General features: G+C 38.2%; 16 protein-coding genes. 14 read left to right on the forward strand and 2 right to left on the reverse strand.

Features of this window, described 5'->3' with window-relative positions; all coding sequences use genetic code 11:
• Positions 1-27: 27 nt before the first annotated feature.
• From OK414_RS09825 to OK414_RS09870, 10 genes are all read left to right on the forward strand, one after another.
• Positions 28-1392: a glycoside-pentoside-hexuronide (GPH):cation symporter gene (locus OK414_RS09825; protein WP_263045554.1), complete on the forward strand. Its 1365-nt coding sequence runs from the start codon at positions 28-30 to the stop codon at positions 1390-1392.
• Between the two features lie 117 nt (positions 1393-1509).
• Positions 1510-1755 carry a DUF2164 domain-containing protein gene (locus OK414_RS09830; protein ID WP_016763783.1) on the forward strand — a complete coding sequence of 82 codons (246 nt, stop codon included), beginning with the start codon at positions 1510-1512 and terminating at the stop codon, positions 1753-1755.
• A 242-nt stretch (positions 1756-1997) separates the two neighbouring features.
• Complete coding sequence (locus OK414_RS09835; RefSeq protein WP_263045555.1) at positions 1998-3494, forward strand: CoA transferase; 1497 nt, start codon at positions 1998-2000, stop codon at positions 3492-3494.
• A 368-nt stretch (positions 3495-3862) separates the two neighbouring features.
• Positions 3863-4060, forward strand: a complete 198-nt coding sequence (locus tag OK414_RS09840; protein ID WP_013082792.1) for an IDEAL domain-containing protein — start codon at positions 3863-3865, stop codon at positions 4058-4060.
• A gap of 226 nt (positions 4061-4286) precedes the next feature.
• The gene (locus tag OK414_RS09845) at positions 4287-4706 is read left to right on the forward strand and encodes a universal stress protein (RefSeq protein WP_013082793.1); all 420 of its coding nucleotides are present in this window, start codon (positions 4287-4289) and stop codon (positions 4704-4706) included.
• A 376-nt stretch (positions 4707-5082) separates the two neighbouring features.
• Positions 5083-6459: a sensor histidine kinase gene (locus tag OK414_RS09850; RefSeq protein WP_263045556.1), complete on the forward strand. Its 1377-nt coding sequence runs from the start codon at positions 5083-5085 to the stop codon at positions 6457-6459.
• Between the two features lies 1 nt (position 6460).
• Positions 6461-7141 carry a response regulator transcription factor gene (locus OK414_RS09855; protein ID WP_016763786.1) on the forward strand — a complete coding sequence of 227 codons (681 nt, stop codon included), beginning with the start codon at positions 6461-6463 and terminating at the stop codon, positions 7139-7141.
• Positions 7142-7254: 113 nt separating this feature from the next.
• Positions 7255-7587, forward strand: coding sequence for a metal-sensitive transcriptional regulator (locus OK414_RS09860; protein ID WP_013056612.1), 333 nt, complete (start codon positions 7255-7257; stop codon positions 7585-7587).
• A gap of 14 nt (positions 7588-7601) precedes the next feature.
• Positions 7602-7808, forward strand: coding sequence for a copper chaperone CopZ (gene copZ / locus OK414_RS09865; protein ID WP_013082796.1), 207 nt, complete (start codon positions 7602-7604; stop codon positions 7806-7808).
• A gap of 85 nt (positions 7809-7893) precedes the next feature.
• A complete protein-coding gene (locus OK414_RS09870) occupies positions 7894-10311 on the forward strand; it encodes a heavy metal translocating P-type ATPase (RefSeq protein WP_205662746.1) in 2418 nt (805 codons plus the stop codon).
• 138 nt (positions 10312-10449) lie between these two features.
• Here the strand turns inward: OK414_RS09870 and OK414_RS09875 are convergent, their stop codons facing one another.
• Complete coding sequence (locus tag OK414_RS09875; protein WP_205662747.1) at positions 10450-10878, reverse strand: hypothetical protein; 429 nt, start codon at positions 10876-10878, stop codon at positions 10450-10452.
• Between the two features lie 228 nt (positions 10879-11106).
• On the opposite strand from OK414_RS09875, the gene OK414_RS09880 reads away from it, so the two are divergent.
• The 4 genes from OK414_RS09880 to OK414_RS09895 all read left to right on the forward strand — a co-directional run bounded on the left by OK414_RS09880 (position 11107) and on the right by OK414_RS09895 (position 14169).
• The gene (locus OK414_RS09880) at positions 11107-11664 is read left to right on the forward strand and encodes a YdhK family protein (protein ID WP_205662748.1); all 558 of its coding nucleotides are present in this window, start codon (positions 11107-11109) and stop codon (positions 11662-11664) included.
• Positions 11665-11993: 329 nt separating this feature from the next.
• Positions 11994-13301 (forward strand): MFS transporter, encoded by a 1308-nt coding sequence (locus OK414_RS09885; RefSeq protein WP_016763790.1) that lies wholly within the window; start codon positions 11994-11996, stop codon positions 13299-13301.
• A gap of 293 nt (positions 13302-13594) precedes the next feature.
• Positions 13595-13774, forward strand: a complete 180-nt coding sequence (locus OK414_RS09890) for a hypothetical protein (RefSeq protein ID WP_013082801.1) — start codon at positions 13595-13597, stop codon at positions 13772-13774.
• A gap of 74 nt (positions 13775-13848) precedes the next feature.
• Entirely contained in the window at positions 13849-14169 is a 321-nt protein-coding gene (locus OK414_RS09895; protein ID WP_263045557.1) for a (2Fe-2S)-binding protein, read from the forward strand.
• A gap of 224 nt (positions 14170-14393) precedes the next feature.
• Here the strand turns inward: OK414_RS09895 and OK414_RS09900 are convergent, their stop codons facing one another.
• Complete coding sequence (locus tag OK414_RS09900; RefSeq protein WP_095379537.1) at positions 14394-14960, reverse strand: peptidoglycan-binding domain-containing protein; 567 nt, start codon at positions 14958-14960, stop codon at positions 14394-14396.
• Positions 14961-15248: the final 288 nt, after the last annotated feature.

Raw genomic sequence — 15248 nt, forward strand, 5'->3', positions numbered from 1 at the left:
TTTTATAGGAGAAGGGAGTTAAGTTATATGAGCATGGGGGTACAGTCAAAAGTTTCTCTAAAAACCGTATTATCATACGGAATGGGGAGTTTTGGAAACAATATTATTTATGCATTAACAAGTACATATTTAATGATTTTTTATACGGATAGCGTAGGACTAAATGCTGCAGCCGTAGGAACTTTATTTCTTATTGCGAGAATATGGGATGGAATTGCAGACATTATTATCGGAATGATTGTTGATAATACAGAAACGAGATTTGGTAAGTTTAGGCCGTATCTTTTAATAGGCGGATTTTTTGCAGCAGTTGCTACAGTCGCGTGTTTTATTAGTCCTGATCTTTCTCATACAGGAAAATTAATTTACGCTTATATCACCTATATCGCATGGGGAACAAGCTTTGCTATTATGGATATTCCCTATTGGTCGCTTTCAGCAACGATTACACAAGATGTAAAAGAACGAAATAAAGTAGTGGCGTTTCCTAGAACCATTGCAGCAGTAGGGTCTTTATTTGCTAGTTTATTAACTCTTCCACTAGCTCATTATTTTGGAAACTGGTTTATGCTTAGTCTTATTTATGCGTGTATCTTAATGATTACAATGATTATTACATTTTCAGGAGTAAAAGAAAACTATACCGTAAAAAGACAGGAAAAGCAGACGCCAAAAGCAGTTTGGAACTTATTTATTCAAAATAAACCGTTGCGTTATCTAATTTTCTCGATGCTTTTAGTTGAAACGATCTTAACAATTCGAACTACGTTTTCTATTTACTATTTTAAATACAATTTAAATGCAGAGAATATCGCGTCTCTTTATTTAACCTTATTTTTTACAGCACAAATTGTAGGAGCGATCGCGTCTCCTTTCATTTCAAACAAATTTGGAAAGAAACGCGCAGCAATAGGGGGAATTGCCCTAAATGCTGTAGCCACTCTTACAATGTTTGTAACCGGTTTTCACGTTATGCCGGTAATGATTTTAAGCTTTTTAGCTTCTTTCGGCGGTGGAGTTAGCAACATTGCTCAAACATCTATGCTCGCTGACTGTGTAGAATACGGAGAGTGGAAAACGGGGAACCGAGCGGAAGGAATGGTGTTTTCTACGAATATTTTCAAAACAAAGGTTGCTTCAGCAGTGGGTGGAGCAGTAGGCGGGTACATCCTTTCAGCAGTAGGATACGTGCCAAATCAACTTCAGTCACACAGCACGCTCATTTGGATCGCTTTAATCTTTACAATCATTCCGGGGATTCTTTGCTTGTTATCACTTGTCCCACTGGCAAAATATGAGTTGACGGAAAAGAGATATTTAGAAATTTTACAAGATATGAAAAAGCGCTCAGGCCGCATAAAAGAAAAAACGGCTATGAAGGTGCCTAGCTAATTCAAATCAGCACAAGCATTGTACACAAAAACAACAAGAAAAAAAGACTGCATTTTCTCAGCTCCTCTTGCTATGATGTCAGGTAGACAGATATCAATGTAAAGAGGAGTTTTGCTTATGTTTATTAATTTTTCAAAAGAAGATAAAGATAAAATGCTGAATGAAATTCAAACGTTTTTTTATAACGAACGAGATGAAGAAATCAGTGAATTTGCTGCGGAAAATGTATTAGAGTTTATTAAAGAAAATATCGGCCCTCACTTTTATAACCAAGCAATTAAAGATGCAGAAGATATTATGAACCAAGTGATGCTTTCTGCAGAAGAAAACTTGCATGCATTAAAAAAACCAATCGAAAAGTAGTTCAAAAAAGAAAATATGAAGTAGGACAAAAGCGTTTTATGTAAAAAAACATAAAGCGCTTTTGTTTGTCTATGAAACAAATTATTTGTTCGCCTAAGTGATGTATGATACATTCGTTTTAAGATAATATTAACGTTAACGTAAAGGTTATATTAAAGTGCTTTGATTTAACTCGACGAGGGCATAACTTCAGCAAGCAGGGACATAATGAGGTAATTATATGAGGAAAGAAGGGGTTATACGTGAGCAACATTACTAAAGATCAGCTAACAAAATCTATTGTGAAAGCAAATGAAAATCGTTTAACGGATAATAGTGATTTTGATATCTATCAAGAGCTTGAAAATGTGCTTCAAGGAGTAGGTTTATCAGCAAAAGACAGTGGAGGAAACATTACGTTTTACGGAGAAGATCCGGTTGTTCCTAGTACGCTGCGCCTTGCCTCAGCAGCAGCTATTGCACTAGTTGCTAAATCAGTAGCTGTCTCAAAAATTTGGAGAATACGAGGCGGAAAAGGTCAAGATATTCATATGGATTTACGAAAAGCTATCCGAAGATTATCACCTTTTTACGATAAAAAATGGGAAAAGCTTAATGGGTACGCACCAAGTAAAGCAAATGATCCATATAACCCATTAGGCTTTCGCTTTTATCAAACAAAAGATGACAAATGGGTGATGCCGCTGAATCCATATCCACGCTCCAAGCATGAAACGCTAAAGCTGTTAAATGGTATAGAAGACCCTGATGCAGTGGCAAAAGAAATTCGCGGATGGAATGCAGAAGAATTAGAAAAAGCTGCAGCGGAGCGAGGAGTTATCATGCCTGTTGTGCGGACAATTGAAGAGTTCATGAATGAGTCCGTGTATGAAGAAGTAGCGCAGCTTCCTTTAATTGAAATTGAAAAGATTGGAGAAAGTGAGCCGATTCCTTTTTCAAAGAATCCTAAAACGCCGCTAGACGGTATTCGAGCATTAGGTCTTGGTCATGTTATTGCAGGAGCAGGATTTGGTCGAGCTCTCGCCTTACACGGTGCCGACGTCTTAAATATTTGGAAGCCAACGGATTGGGAGCATGATACGATTTACGCTACGTCTAATGTCGGAATGCGCTCTTCAACGCTGGATATCGGTGAAAAAGAAGGAAAAGAAAAAATGGTTGAACTTCTACAAGGAGCAGATATCTTTTTTGCGAACCGTCGATACGGATTCCTAGAGAGATACGGTCTAACCGCTGAAGAGTGTGCGACATTAAAACCAGGAATCGTCCACTGCACCGTTAACCTGCATGGAACGCAAGGAGAGTGGGCAAAAAGAAATGGATTTGACCAAACAGCGGGAAGTGTAACGGGAGTCATGGCATTAGAAGGGTCGCCAGAAAATCCTAAGCTGCCTCCTATTGTAGTGGTAAACGATTATGCGGTTTCTTGGCTGCTTGAAGTCGGTGCTTTAATGGCACTAGAAAGAAGAGCAAAAGAAGGAGGCAGCTACCGCGTGCGTGTATCATTAGATCGCGTATCTTTATGGATTTTATCAATGGGCATCTATGACAAAACATACGCTCATCAAACAGCTGGTTCGTCAGAGAAGCATGAGTACATTGCACCGGATCTCTTTACAGCCCAAACACCTTTAGGATTGTACCAAGGGCTTACAGAACAAATCGAAATGCCGGAAACTCCAGGGGAATATAAGACGGTTCTCGTTCCTCGAGGTTCTTCATGCCCAGAGTGGTTGTGATATCAAGAGGCTGAGACAAAAGTATTTTAGTGGAAAGAAAATCCGAACGATGAATCGAGATTCTTGATAAAGGATCCAACTCGTTCGGATTTTTTTGTTATTGTGATGAACGTAGGTTTCGTTTATGTGGGTCGGTGCTTCTAGCGGTTGATTGGATGGCAAGGCGAAGCCTTGCACGGAAATCAACAGCGGTGTCACAAGCGGTTCAGCTCATGTATCCAATTTGTTTGTCTTTAGATTGAATTGATTTCGTTATGTCTTAATCTCGGTTTTTGGGGGTCAAATTTAAAATGAAAAATAAGAAAAAATATTTGAATAATTATATGATTTCTTATATAATAGCGAAAAGGATGAGGAGTTGACTTGTAATGGAAAACTATACGTCCCGCAAAATGACACGAGAAGAAGTAAAAGTATCAGACGCGACAGCAGCTCAACTAGTGCTAAACAAATCTCTTCGTGACTTTAAAAAAGCACAGCTTTTACTGCAAATTGATCAGTCGTTAGAAAAAAGAGATAAAGAAACTTTTTTACGTTTAACTGAAGAGTTAAAAGAAGTTTGTTAAATAACCTACTAACATAAACAATCAGCCTTTGCTTCTAGTGAGCAAAGGCTTTTTATATGGAAAAAAACGGATAAATGTTTTGTTTTTTCTGAAAGCGGTAAAAGTATAGTATGGATGATAAAGCAAAAATCAAGAAGTCTCTTACTTTATTATTTTTTGCTTTATCATCTACAGCATCTAGATAGTAATACATCACGAAAGAACAAAAAGAGAGAGGGTTCTTTATATGTATAACAAAATTTTAGTCGCCTTTGATGGCTCCGCACCTTCTATTCGTGCTCTTCAACATGCAAGTAAACTAGCTAAAAGCGTAAATGCTAATAAGCTGACAATTGTACATATTAAGGAAAGAATTCACTTGCAGCAGCCTGTTTTTAGCGTTGACTTAGACGCACTGATAGAAGAAGAAAACCGCGATATTTTATCTGAAGCTCACAATCATTTAACTCAATCAGGTATTCCATATGAGGCATACGGTTTAGAAGGCACAGCTTCAAAGAAAATTATCGAATACGCAAGTGACAATCAACAAGACGTCATTGTAATAGGAAGCCGGGGAAAGGGCTTTGTTAAAGAGACCTTTTTAGGAAGTGTAAGTCACGAAGTTGCTCAATCCGCAGAATGTCCTGTTATCATTGTTAAATAAAAAGAGACTGGGACAAAAGTATTTTAGTTAAAGGAAATCCGAACGATGAAGTGAGATTCTTGATGGAGAATCCAACTCGTTCGGGTTTTTTGTTGATTTTATTGATATGGTGAACGTAGGTTTCCTGTATATAGGTGCTTCTAGCTGTGGATTGGAGGGATTTCGTTATGTCTCCACTTTTTTTGCGTTTGGATTATGTAGTGCTGCGTGCTTAGTGAGTTCAAAATTTACGGTATGATAAACGTACTTTATACGCTAAGCTGTCAGATACCTGTGGTAAACTGTCAGAGAATAATAGTTATTCAATCATATATGCTTTATTCTGCACAGTTTCTTCAATTGTTACTTCTATAATGAAAGCAAGGGATGTGAATAAATGAATAGACTTTCTATTAAGCTTGGACTCTTGTTTTTAATGTTCATTTTACTAATTGAAGCGGCTCTCTTTTTTTACTTATATAGCGGTCTTGCCAACACACGAATTTCGGAGGAATTAGAAAGTTTGCGTTTAAGAGGAAACAGTCACCGGGAAGTATTAGAGAAGCATCATGATTCGGCTACGCTTAACCATGTTGCACTGATGGAATCTGAAGCAGAAACTGATGTTGTCATAACAGATAAGACAGGAAAAATTATCAGTTCGTCTCGGCCTTTAATTCAAGGTGCAAGAAAAGCAGTAGAGAAATGGAAAGGAAAGTCTCTTACATACAAAGGTGAAATTATGCAAGGCGACTGGAAAAGAAAACCTTATATCGCCACAGCATCACCTATTAAAAAAGGCCGTCAGCAGTTCGGAACGGTTTATATGTTCAAAAACACAAATGACATTCACGAAATGATTGCGAGACTACAGCATCATTTTTACGTAGCGGGAGCTGTTTCCATTTTATTTTCAATTGTGACTATTTTTGCTCTGTCTAAATTTATAACCGCTCCTTTAATCAAGATGAAAAAAGCAACAGAGAAGCTGAGTCAAGGGGATTTGTCTGTAAAGCTTGGCGCTCATTCAAGAGATGAACTTGGACAATTAGGAATGTCCATTCAGTCGCTAGCAAATGAGCTGCAGCGGTTACGAAAAGAGAGAAATGAATTTTTAAGCAGCATTTCACATGAACTTCAAACTCCTTTGATGTATTTAAAGGGATACGCAGACGTTGCTAGAAGGCCTTCTAATACACCGCAAGAACATGATAAATATCTTGCTATTGTGGAAGAAGAAGCGGAAAGAATTTCACAGTTAGTCAAAGATTTGTTTCAGCTGGCGCAGCTGGATCAGCATACGTTTTTTATTCAAAAACAAAAAGTAGAACTGGCTACGTATTTGCACACCATATGCGCGCATTTTCATTTAGCTTTAAAAGAAAAAGAGATGGATCTGGACATAAGCTGCTCTCAAGGTCTTTACATTTTACTAGATCCTGAAAGATTTCAGCAAGTGATTATCAATTTACTTGATAACGCAATGAAATATTCAAAAGAAGGGACTAAAATTGATTTGATTGTAAAAAAATCAGCTGAATCATTGACAATAACTCTTAAAGATCAAGGAATAGGCATTCCAGAACAAGATCTGCCTTACGTATTTGACAAGCTATATCGAGTGGAAAAATCTCGCTCGAGAAAAAGCGGAGGCTACGGATTAGGCTTATCAATTGTAAAGGAGATTGTAGAAGCTCATGGAGGAGAGATAACAATCATAAGCGAGAGGGGAAAAGGAACGACCGTAGAGATTGTATTAAGAGAGGATGGATAGGATGGCCACTATTTTATTAGTAGATGATGAAGCAAGGATGCTGGATTTACTAGAACTTTATCTGCTGCCAAACGGATTTACATGTATAAAATTTGAAAGGGGCACAGAAGCGCTGCGCTATCTTTATGAAGGTAACAAAGCAGATTTGATGTTATTAGATATTATGATGCCAAGCGAAGATGGGTGGGAGATTTGTCAAAAAGTAAGAAAAATGTCTGATCTACCGGTCATTATGCTCACAGCCCGCAGCCAAACCTTAGATGTAGTAAAAGGATTAAATATAGGGGCAGACGACTATATTACTAAACCGTTTAGCGAAGAAGAATTGGTTGCACGCATCAGCGCGGTTCTTAGACGTTCCTTAAAAGAAAAGAATGAAATCACCTATAAAGGCTTAGTATGGAGCAAGGAAGACCACGTATTACAATATAAAAATCAGTACATTCAAGTGACCCCTAAAGAATTTGAATTAGTGGGATTACTTCTTCAGCATTTAAATCGTGTGTTCAGCCGGGACGACTTGCTTGTGTTAGTGTGGGGATATGAGGCTGAGATTGGAGATCGTACTATTGACTCTCACGTGCGAAATGTTCGGGATAAGCTTAGAAAAGCGGGTTTTCCTGTAGACGAATACCTGCAAACCGTATGGGGAATAGGCTATAAGTGGGTTGATGTTAGTTGAAAATGATATGAGCATAGCTATCGAAATTGGTGAAAAGATAAAGTAAGCGAACTTTTCCCTTTACATAGGGTAGGGGGGTATAGTATGATGAAGTCATGAAGGGAGGATGTTAGATGGTCGAAGCGAATCACATGAACAGTGAAGAAAAATGTTGTACGATAAATAGTGAAAGAAAAAGTCACCATTCTCCAGAAGTGAAAAAAAATCTAACAAGCCGATTAAATCGAATTGAAGGACAAATTCGAGGAATTAAAGGATTAATCGAAAAAGATACGTATTGTGACGACGTGATTACTCAAATCGCAGCTGCGCAGTCTGCTTTAAATAGTGTAAGTAAAATTTTGCTTGAAGGTCACTTGAAGCATTGCATTGTAGAACGTGTGCAAGATGGTGATGAAGAAGTAGTGGATGAATTATTAACAACCATTAAACGATTAATGAAATAAAGGAGATGCTAAAAATGGAAAACGTAACATTATCGGTACAAGGAATGTCTTGCGGTCATTGCGTCAAAGCTGTTGAAGGCGGCGTAGGCGAACTTAATGGCGTTAAAAGCGTAGAAGTAAGCTTAGAAGATGCAAAAGTAACAGTTGCATTTGATCCAAGTCAAGTAACGGTCGAAGATATTAAAGAAGCTATCGATGACCAAGGTTATGACGTAGCATAAACAGCATCGCGTGCGAATACCTTCGCACGCTTGATTTAGGAAAAATATATACCCCTATTAGGTATATAACGGGAGGCGAAGCGTGATGAGTGACAAACAAAGAGAAGCCACCTTGCAAATTACGGGTATGACATGTGCAGCGTGTTCTAACCGAATTGAAAAAGGATTAAAAAAAATAGAAGGTGTAAAAGAAGCAAACGTAAATTTGGCTTTGGAAAGATCTACTATCATATTTGATCCGTCTAAAACAAGTCCACAGGCCTTTGAAGAAAAAATCGAAAAGCTTGGGTACGGAGTTGTAAGTGAAAAAGCCGAATTTGCTATTACGGGCATGACGTGCGCCGCTTGTTCGACTCGTATTGAAAAAGGGTTAAACAAATTAGAAGGCGTGACAAAGGCAAGTGTTAACCTTGCTTTAGAAACGGCTTCTGTTGAATACAGCCCTTCTCAAATAGCTCCGCAAGATATAACGCAGCGAGTTGAAAAGCTTGGATACGGAGCAAAGCTAAAGTCGGAAGAAAAAGAAGAAGAGCAAAGCTATAGAGAAAAAGAACTGAGTGAACAAAAAGGAAAATTTTGGTTTTCTTTTATTTTAAGCGTACCGTTATTATGGGCAATGGTTAGTCATTTTACGTTTACGTCGTTTATTCCTTTACCTCATATGCTGATGAATCCATGGGTTCAGCTCGCTTTAGCTACGCCTGTTCAATTCGTGGTAGGGAAGCAATTTTATGTAGGCGCATTTAAAGCTCTGCGTAACAAAAGTGCCAACATGGATGTTTTAGTAGCACTAGGCACAAGCGCAGCTTATTTTTACAGTCTATACTTTTCTCTTAAATCACTTGGGTCATCAGCTCATACGAATCAGCTTTACTATGAAACGAGCGCTATATTGATTACGCTGATTCTTTTAGGGAAATTATTTGAAGCAAACGCCAAAGGCCGTTCTTCAGAAGCAATTAAAAAGATGATGGGCTTACAGGCTAAAACGGCCGTTGTCATAAGAGACGGAGCGGAAGTTGAAATTCCAGTGGAAGAAGTTCAAAAAGGCGAAGTTATTTTTATTAAGCCTGGTGAAAAAGTGCCTGTAGACGGAGAGATTATTGAAGGGCAATCGGCCTTAGATGAGTCCATGCTGACAGGTGAAAGTGTACCGGTAGATAAAAACATTGGAGATAAAGTAATTGGAGCTACACTCAATAAAAATGGTTTTCTAAAAATAAAAGCTACAAACGTTGGCAGGGAGACGGCGCTTGCGCAAATTATTAAAGTAGTAGAAGAAGCGCAGGGTTCTAAAGCGCCTATTCAGCGATTAGCTGATTATATCTCAGGTATATTCGTGCCAATTGTAGTCGGAATTGCACTTCTTACTTTCTTTGTTTGGTATATTTGGATTGCGCCTGGCGAATTTGCACCAGCTTTAGAAAAGCTTATTGCCGTATTAGTGATTGCATGTCCATGCGCGTTAGGCTTAGCTACTCCAACTTCCATTATGGCGGGGTCGGGCCGCGCAGCAGAATTTGGTATTTTGTTTAAAGGTGGCGAGCATTTAGAAGCAACGCACAAAATCGATACGATTCTTTTAGATAAAACGGGAACTGTTACAAATGGAACTCCGGAGTTAACCGATGTACGTATTGCACAAGGCTACGAAGAAAATGAGCTATTGCAGTTAGTTGCATCGGCTGAGCGTTTGTCGGAGCATCCTCTCGCTCAAGCACTCGTAGCAGGTATAAAAAATAAAGGTATAGAGATTCAAGATCCGTTATCTTTTGAAGCTATTCCAGGGTATGGAGTGAAAGCAACTGTACAAGAGCGAGAGCTGTTAGTGGGAACAAGAAAGCTTATGAACCAACATAAAGTGAATATTGATACAGCTTTAGAAGAAATGACAAATTTAGAACGAGAAGGAAAAACGGCTATGCTCGTTGCTCTTGACGGAAAATATGCCGGCATGCTTGCTGTCGCAGATACCATTAAAGCGACTTCTAAAGAAGCAGTTTCCAGGTTAAAAGAAATGGGCTTAGAAGTGATGATGATTACAGGTGATAATCGTCAAACAGCTCAGGCTATCGGGATGCAAGCGGGTATTGAGCACGTTATAGCAGAAGTGTTGCCAGAAGGCAAAGCAGAAGAAGTGAAAAAGCTTCAGCAGCAAGGTAAAAAAGTCGCAATGGTAGGAGACGGTATTAATGATGCTCCTGCCCTTGCGCTAGCTGATATTGGAATGGCCATCGGAACAGGAACGGATGTAGCGATGGAAGCCGCTGATATTACGCTGATGCGAGGAGACTTGATGAGCATTGCAGATGCGATTGAAATGAGTAGAAAAACGATTTCTAATATTAAGCAAAATTTATTCTGGGCAATGGGCTACAACACGCTTGGTATTCCAATTGCAGCAGTTGGTCTGTTAGCCCCTTGGGTCGCTGGAGCCGCGATGGCCTTTAGTTCTGTATCGGTTGTATTAAATGCACTGCGATTGCAGAGAGTGAGGCTATAAGATATGAAAAAATGGATCGTCTCAGCTATTTTGTACGTGCTCGCAGTCATAGCAGTATATGCTATTTGGGCAATATAAACTAAAAAATATTAGAGTCATCGAGTCATTCTCGGTGAAAGTGATCTAAAAGCAAAGCTGCTAAAGAATATTCTTTAGCAGCTTTGTTAGGTGCAAGGAATTTTTTTGATTCAATTCATACCCTTTAAGATGAAGGTCTTCTGGGTGTTTTTGCCGAGCAATTAACACATCACGTCCATCATCCATAATCCAAATGAAATAATGACGGCTAGAACCATCTCCATAGGTAATGGTCATTTTGCAATCGATGCTCCCAGCAGATTCTTCATCTAAGAGAAGTTTCATATGCTGCGCTTTTTTTATACTGTTAGTGAATGCATTCATATCTTGTTCATCGATAAATGTTTTGAGCGTTTTCATTTTAATGGACGTTACTTCTATTTTTTGTACGCTAGATGAGAGGGTGGAGTGTGCGGAAGCAAAAGGGGTTCCCATCACCAAGCTAAACGCAAGTAACAGTGAGGACAGAGCAAAGCGTATTTTTAGCATGTTTCTTTCCTCCTTTTATTTTTATATTTTTTCCTTATGGTAAGTGATTCATACGAGGGCCTTTTTTAGGCACAGGAATTATTCGTGCCCAATTACCTTCATCTTCACAAAATCTGCACAAATTCTGGCTACAATAAAGAAAAGAAGAAGAGTAGGCAAAGGTAAGTTGTTTCTAATGATTAAATGATTTTTATTTTAAAGTTTATTATGTGGAAAAGAGGGACTGTTATGAAAAAACAGCTATTTATTCTTGGGGCATCTGTCATTATTGGACTAAGCGGATGCGGAAACGATTCTAGTCATGAAAAGCCTTCAGCTGACAAAAATGAATCCATGCACGATCACTCAGAGATGAATCACTCTAGTTCAGGAGAGGTTCCAAAAGGATTAAAAAAAGCAGAGAATCCAACATATAAAGTTGGAGATAAAGCCGTTATAAAAGCAGATCATATGAAAGGCATGAACGGGGCTGAAGCAACGATTGTTGGTGCTTACGACACTACGGCCTATACCGTTTCGTATACGCCAAAGACTGGCGGAAAAAAAGTAAAAAATCATAAGTGGGTTATTCAAGAAGAAATAAAAGGTGCGGGTAACGAGCAGTTAAAGCCAGGTAGCGAAGTAACGCTTGAAGCAGATCATATGAAAGGTATGAAAGGGGCAAAAGCAACGATTGGTTCAGCCGAAAAAACAACGGTATACATGGTAGACTACGCACCGACTACAGGCGGAGAGAAAGTAAAAAATCACAAGTGGGTAACCGAAAGTGAACTTTCAGCCAAATAGACTGTTAGTGAAAAAAGAGGCTAGTACAAAAGTGTTTTAGGTGAAGGAAGATCCGAACGATGAATCGAGATTCTTGATTGAGAATCTCGATTCATCGTTCGGATTTTTTCGTTGTTATGGTGAATGTAGGTGGTTGCTTCTAGCTGTAGTTTGGATTGATTTTTTTATGACTCAATCTCTTTTTGTTTACTTCTTGTTTTATGTTTTATCATGAGGGATTTCTTGCATGATGGATGAAGAAAACGCATGTTTCTTTCAAAAGAAGTGGTGGTATTAAGTAGAATGCTACGGTAATAAAACGAACAAACTACTGATGAAAGGAGCTAGCTATGAGTGAACATACAGTAAAGCGGACAGGACGCACACGATGGTTCATTTCATCTTTGTTAAGCAGTATGATTATTTTAAATTATTTTGATCGTGTAGCGGTGTCAGTGGCCGCTCCTGCAATACAAGATGCATTTCACTTAACGGGAACAGAGCTCGGAATTGTCTTTTCTATTTATACGTATTCTTATACGATCATGCAAATACCTGCCGGAAGCTTGCTTGATCGGTTCGGAGTAGCATGGGTAACAAGAGTGGGTATGGTGATTTGGAGTTTATTAACTATGTCGATGGCATTTTTGCAAGGAAAACTTCTTCTCTATATCGTTCGATTTTTAATAGGAATAATGAGTGCTTCAGCTTTTCCAGCAGCGTCGAAAGCTACGTCTCTATGGTTTCCTCCAAACGAAAGAAGCTTGCCAAATTCTTTGTTTGATTCAGCGGCAAAATTTTCAAATGTACTTGGCGCGCCTCTTGTAGCATTTCTCATCACTAAATTTGATTGGCGCACAGCATTTTTATCCATTGGAATGATAAACGTGCTGTTTACGCTGCTGTTTTGGTTTTATTACGAAAAACCAGAAAAGCATAGACGCATATCAGATGATGAGCTGAAATATATTCAAGAAAATAATTTAAATGCGAACGATGAAAAAACATCAAAATTTTTACATACCTTAAAAGTATTATTTACAAATCGAAAAGTTTGGGGGCTAATGATTGGGTTTACAGGCTATGGATATACGTTTAATTTACTGTTAACGTGGCTGCCAACTTTTTTAAAAGAGAAATACGGCATGGATATCATGTCATCGGGTCTGCTTACGGCAGTCCCTTGGCTAATTGCTACATTTGCTGGCATTTTAGTTGGCGGTTGGCTTGTTGATTACCTCATAAAAAAAGGATATAACAGTCAAAAAGTATATCGCACGATCATTGTTGTAGGATTATGCTTAGGGTTTGTTTTTTTAGGTTCTATTTTCACCAATAGTGTTGTAGTAGCGATGATTTGTATCTCGATTGGACTGGCAGGTATATCTGCAACGGCACCAATCGGCTGGTCAATTTCTGCTGAAATTGCGCCTGCAGGCTCCATTTCTCTTCTCAGTTCTATTGTTAATTTAGCTAATAATTTGTTTGGTGGAATTATAGCTACAGCTTTAACGGGATATCTTTTGGATAAAACCGGTTCTTTTAATCTAAGCTTTATTGTAGCGGGAATTGTATTGTTGTTAGGCTTAATTTTTTATATTTATGTGTTGGGAGATATTAAACAAATTAAAATTCCAAAAAAACAAAGTACGAAGTAAAACCCTATGACTCGCTATGGGGTTTTACTTTTGATTATAAATAACGACCTTGCTCATGCACTTAGTGATGTGAAAAAGTCTAGTCTTCTGATCTGATGCTATTAAAAGGAGAAACAAGATGAATTGGTTTGTTTGAAACATATGATAGGGACTTGTTTTAAAACAGAATTGTTGGTATAGCATGTTCTTAAAAAGGTTAAGATGATTTTTATGAAGAAATTCTGTGTCTACTTTTGTGATTTCAGCAGAAGTAGATATGAACCGCACTATAAAAAATAGAAAGGCAGAGGAACATGAATCATAAAGAAAGTGAAAACAATACTGAGTTAAATCAAAGTCATTTGTTAAAGGAGCCTCAACGTATAGAATTATCTAAGTATCAAATTTTAAAAGCACTGATACCTGTTATTATACTTGGGATTGTCGTTTTAGTTGCCGTATTACAAAATGATGGTCTTCTTAATTGGATTTAGGCATGCAATAAAAAGAAACTGCATATAGTGTAATTCAAATCGCTTGTACACAGTAGAGGGAAAGAGGGAGATACATGCCAAGAGTAACCGTTTTAGGATACGGAAGTTTTGACGTGGCAAAAGGAAAAAAGCTTGTCTTGGCACTCGAAGACAACGGTATAAATATTCTTCATCGATGCGGCGGGAAAGCTAAATGCACGACTTGCAGGGTAGAAGTGCTTGAAGGTGAATATTGTGATTTAACACACGCAGAGAAAAATGCATACTCAGAAAGTTCAATTGAAGATCACTTGCGCTTATCATGTCAAATTCGTGTAAATGAAGATATCACCGTTCGGCCCATATTAACGGTAGAGAACTCAGGACGAGAAGCAGGACCTCGACCCGCAGAGTAGTCCTGTAATCGCAAAAAGCAGCGTGTAGAATGTTCAATATGCTGATTTTTTTCATTTTTGTTAAAAAATAACAAGAACAGCTGCGGGGAGAAAAAGCTGTTCTTGTTCAAGTAAAATACCTACGGAATAATTCCTTTAAATTTCAGCATTCTGTAAGAGAAATAGTAAATCACTCAAAAGAGTGATTATGAAGGCTTTTTTCGAACCGTTATTTGTAAATAGGTTTAATTGGATGCTTCAATCACATCTCCATTTTTGTAAATATGATACCACCCTATGGTACCTGATCCGCCTTGATCCATCCAGTCTTTGTTTTTTGCTACGAATCTGTAGTAAGCTTTATCGTTGTTATCTTTCCGTAAGCGGTCGTCTGTACTGAAGACAATGTTGTCACCGAGTTCTTTTTTACCGAATGTAATAGCTGTGCTGACAGGAAATTGCTTTCTTTCTACCTTGTTCTCATCTAAAGCTGCCCATGTTAAGGGGCCAACAATACCATCTGGAGACAAGCTGTGATCGGTTTGAAATTCTTTTACTACGTTTTGTGTCTGCGTACCGAAAATTCCATCAACTGATGTGTTATACTTCACATCTTTTAAGCTTTGCTGTAAGTCCTTTACGTAGCTAGAGTGAGAACCTTTACGAAGCGTAGGCCTTGTTTCTGCTTTAGTTTCAATTTTTTGTGAGTAGGTATCTTTAGCAGCTGCTTCAGTAGTTGGAGTGCTGAATGCTACGCATGTTGTTACAAGGGTGAGAGTAGAAAGCATGATAAGTGTTTTTTTCGTTAACATGAAATAACCTCCTTGTTTTTAGCAACTATTTGTCGCTTTTCATGAGTTTTATAACTAATCAGTAGCTATAAAGTCAATTTATTATAGCGCAGACAGTTTTCTATTTGTTTTTATATTCCTATGATTATATAAGATAGTCATAAAAAACTAGTGAAGTAGATAAATCGTTCTACGTTTTCACTATAATTTCATTTTTCTCTGTTACAGTACGGAGGGAAAAAACAGCAGGTTTGAGCGTCTTGTGTACCTAGAGTATGTCTTACTCTATAACGCTCATAATAAACGAAT

The sequence above is a fragment of the Priestia sp. JV24 genome, from assembly GCF_025910025.1.
Taxonomy (GTDB): Bacteria; Bacillota; Bacilli; order Bacillales; family Bacillaceae_H; genus Priestia; species Priestia megaterium.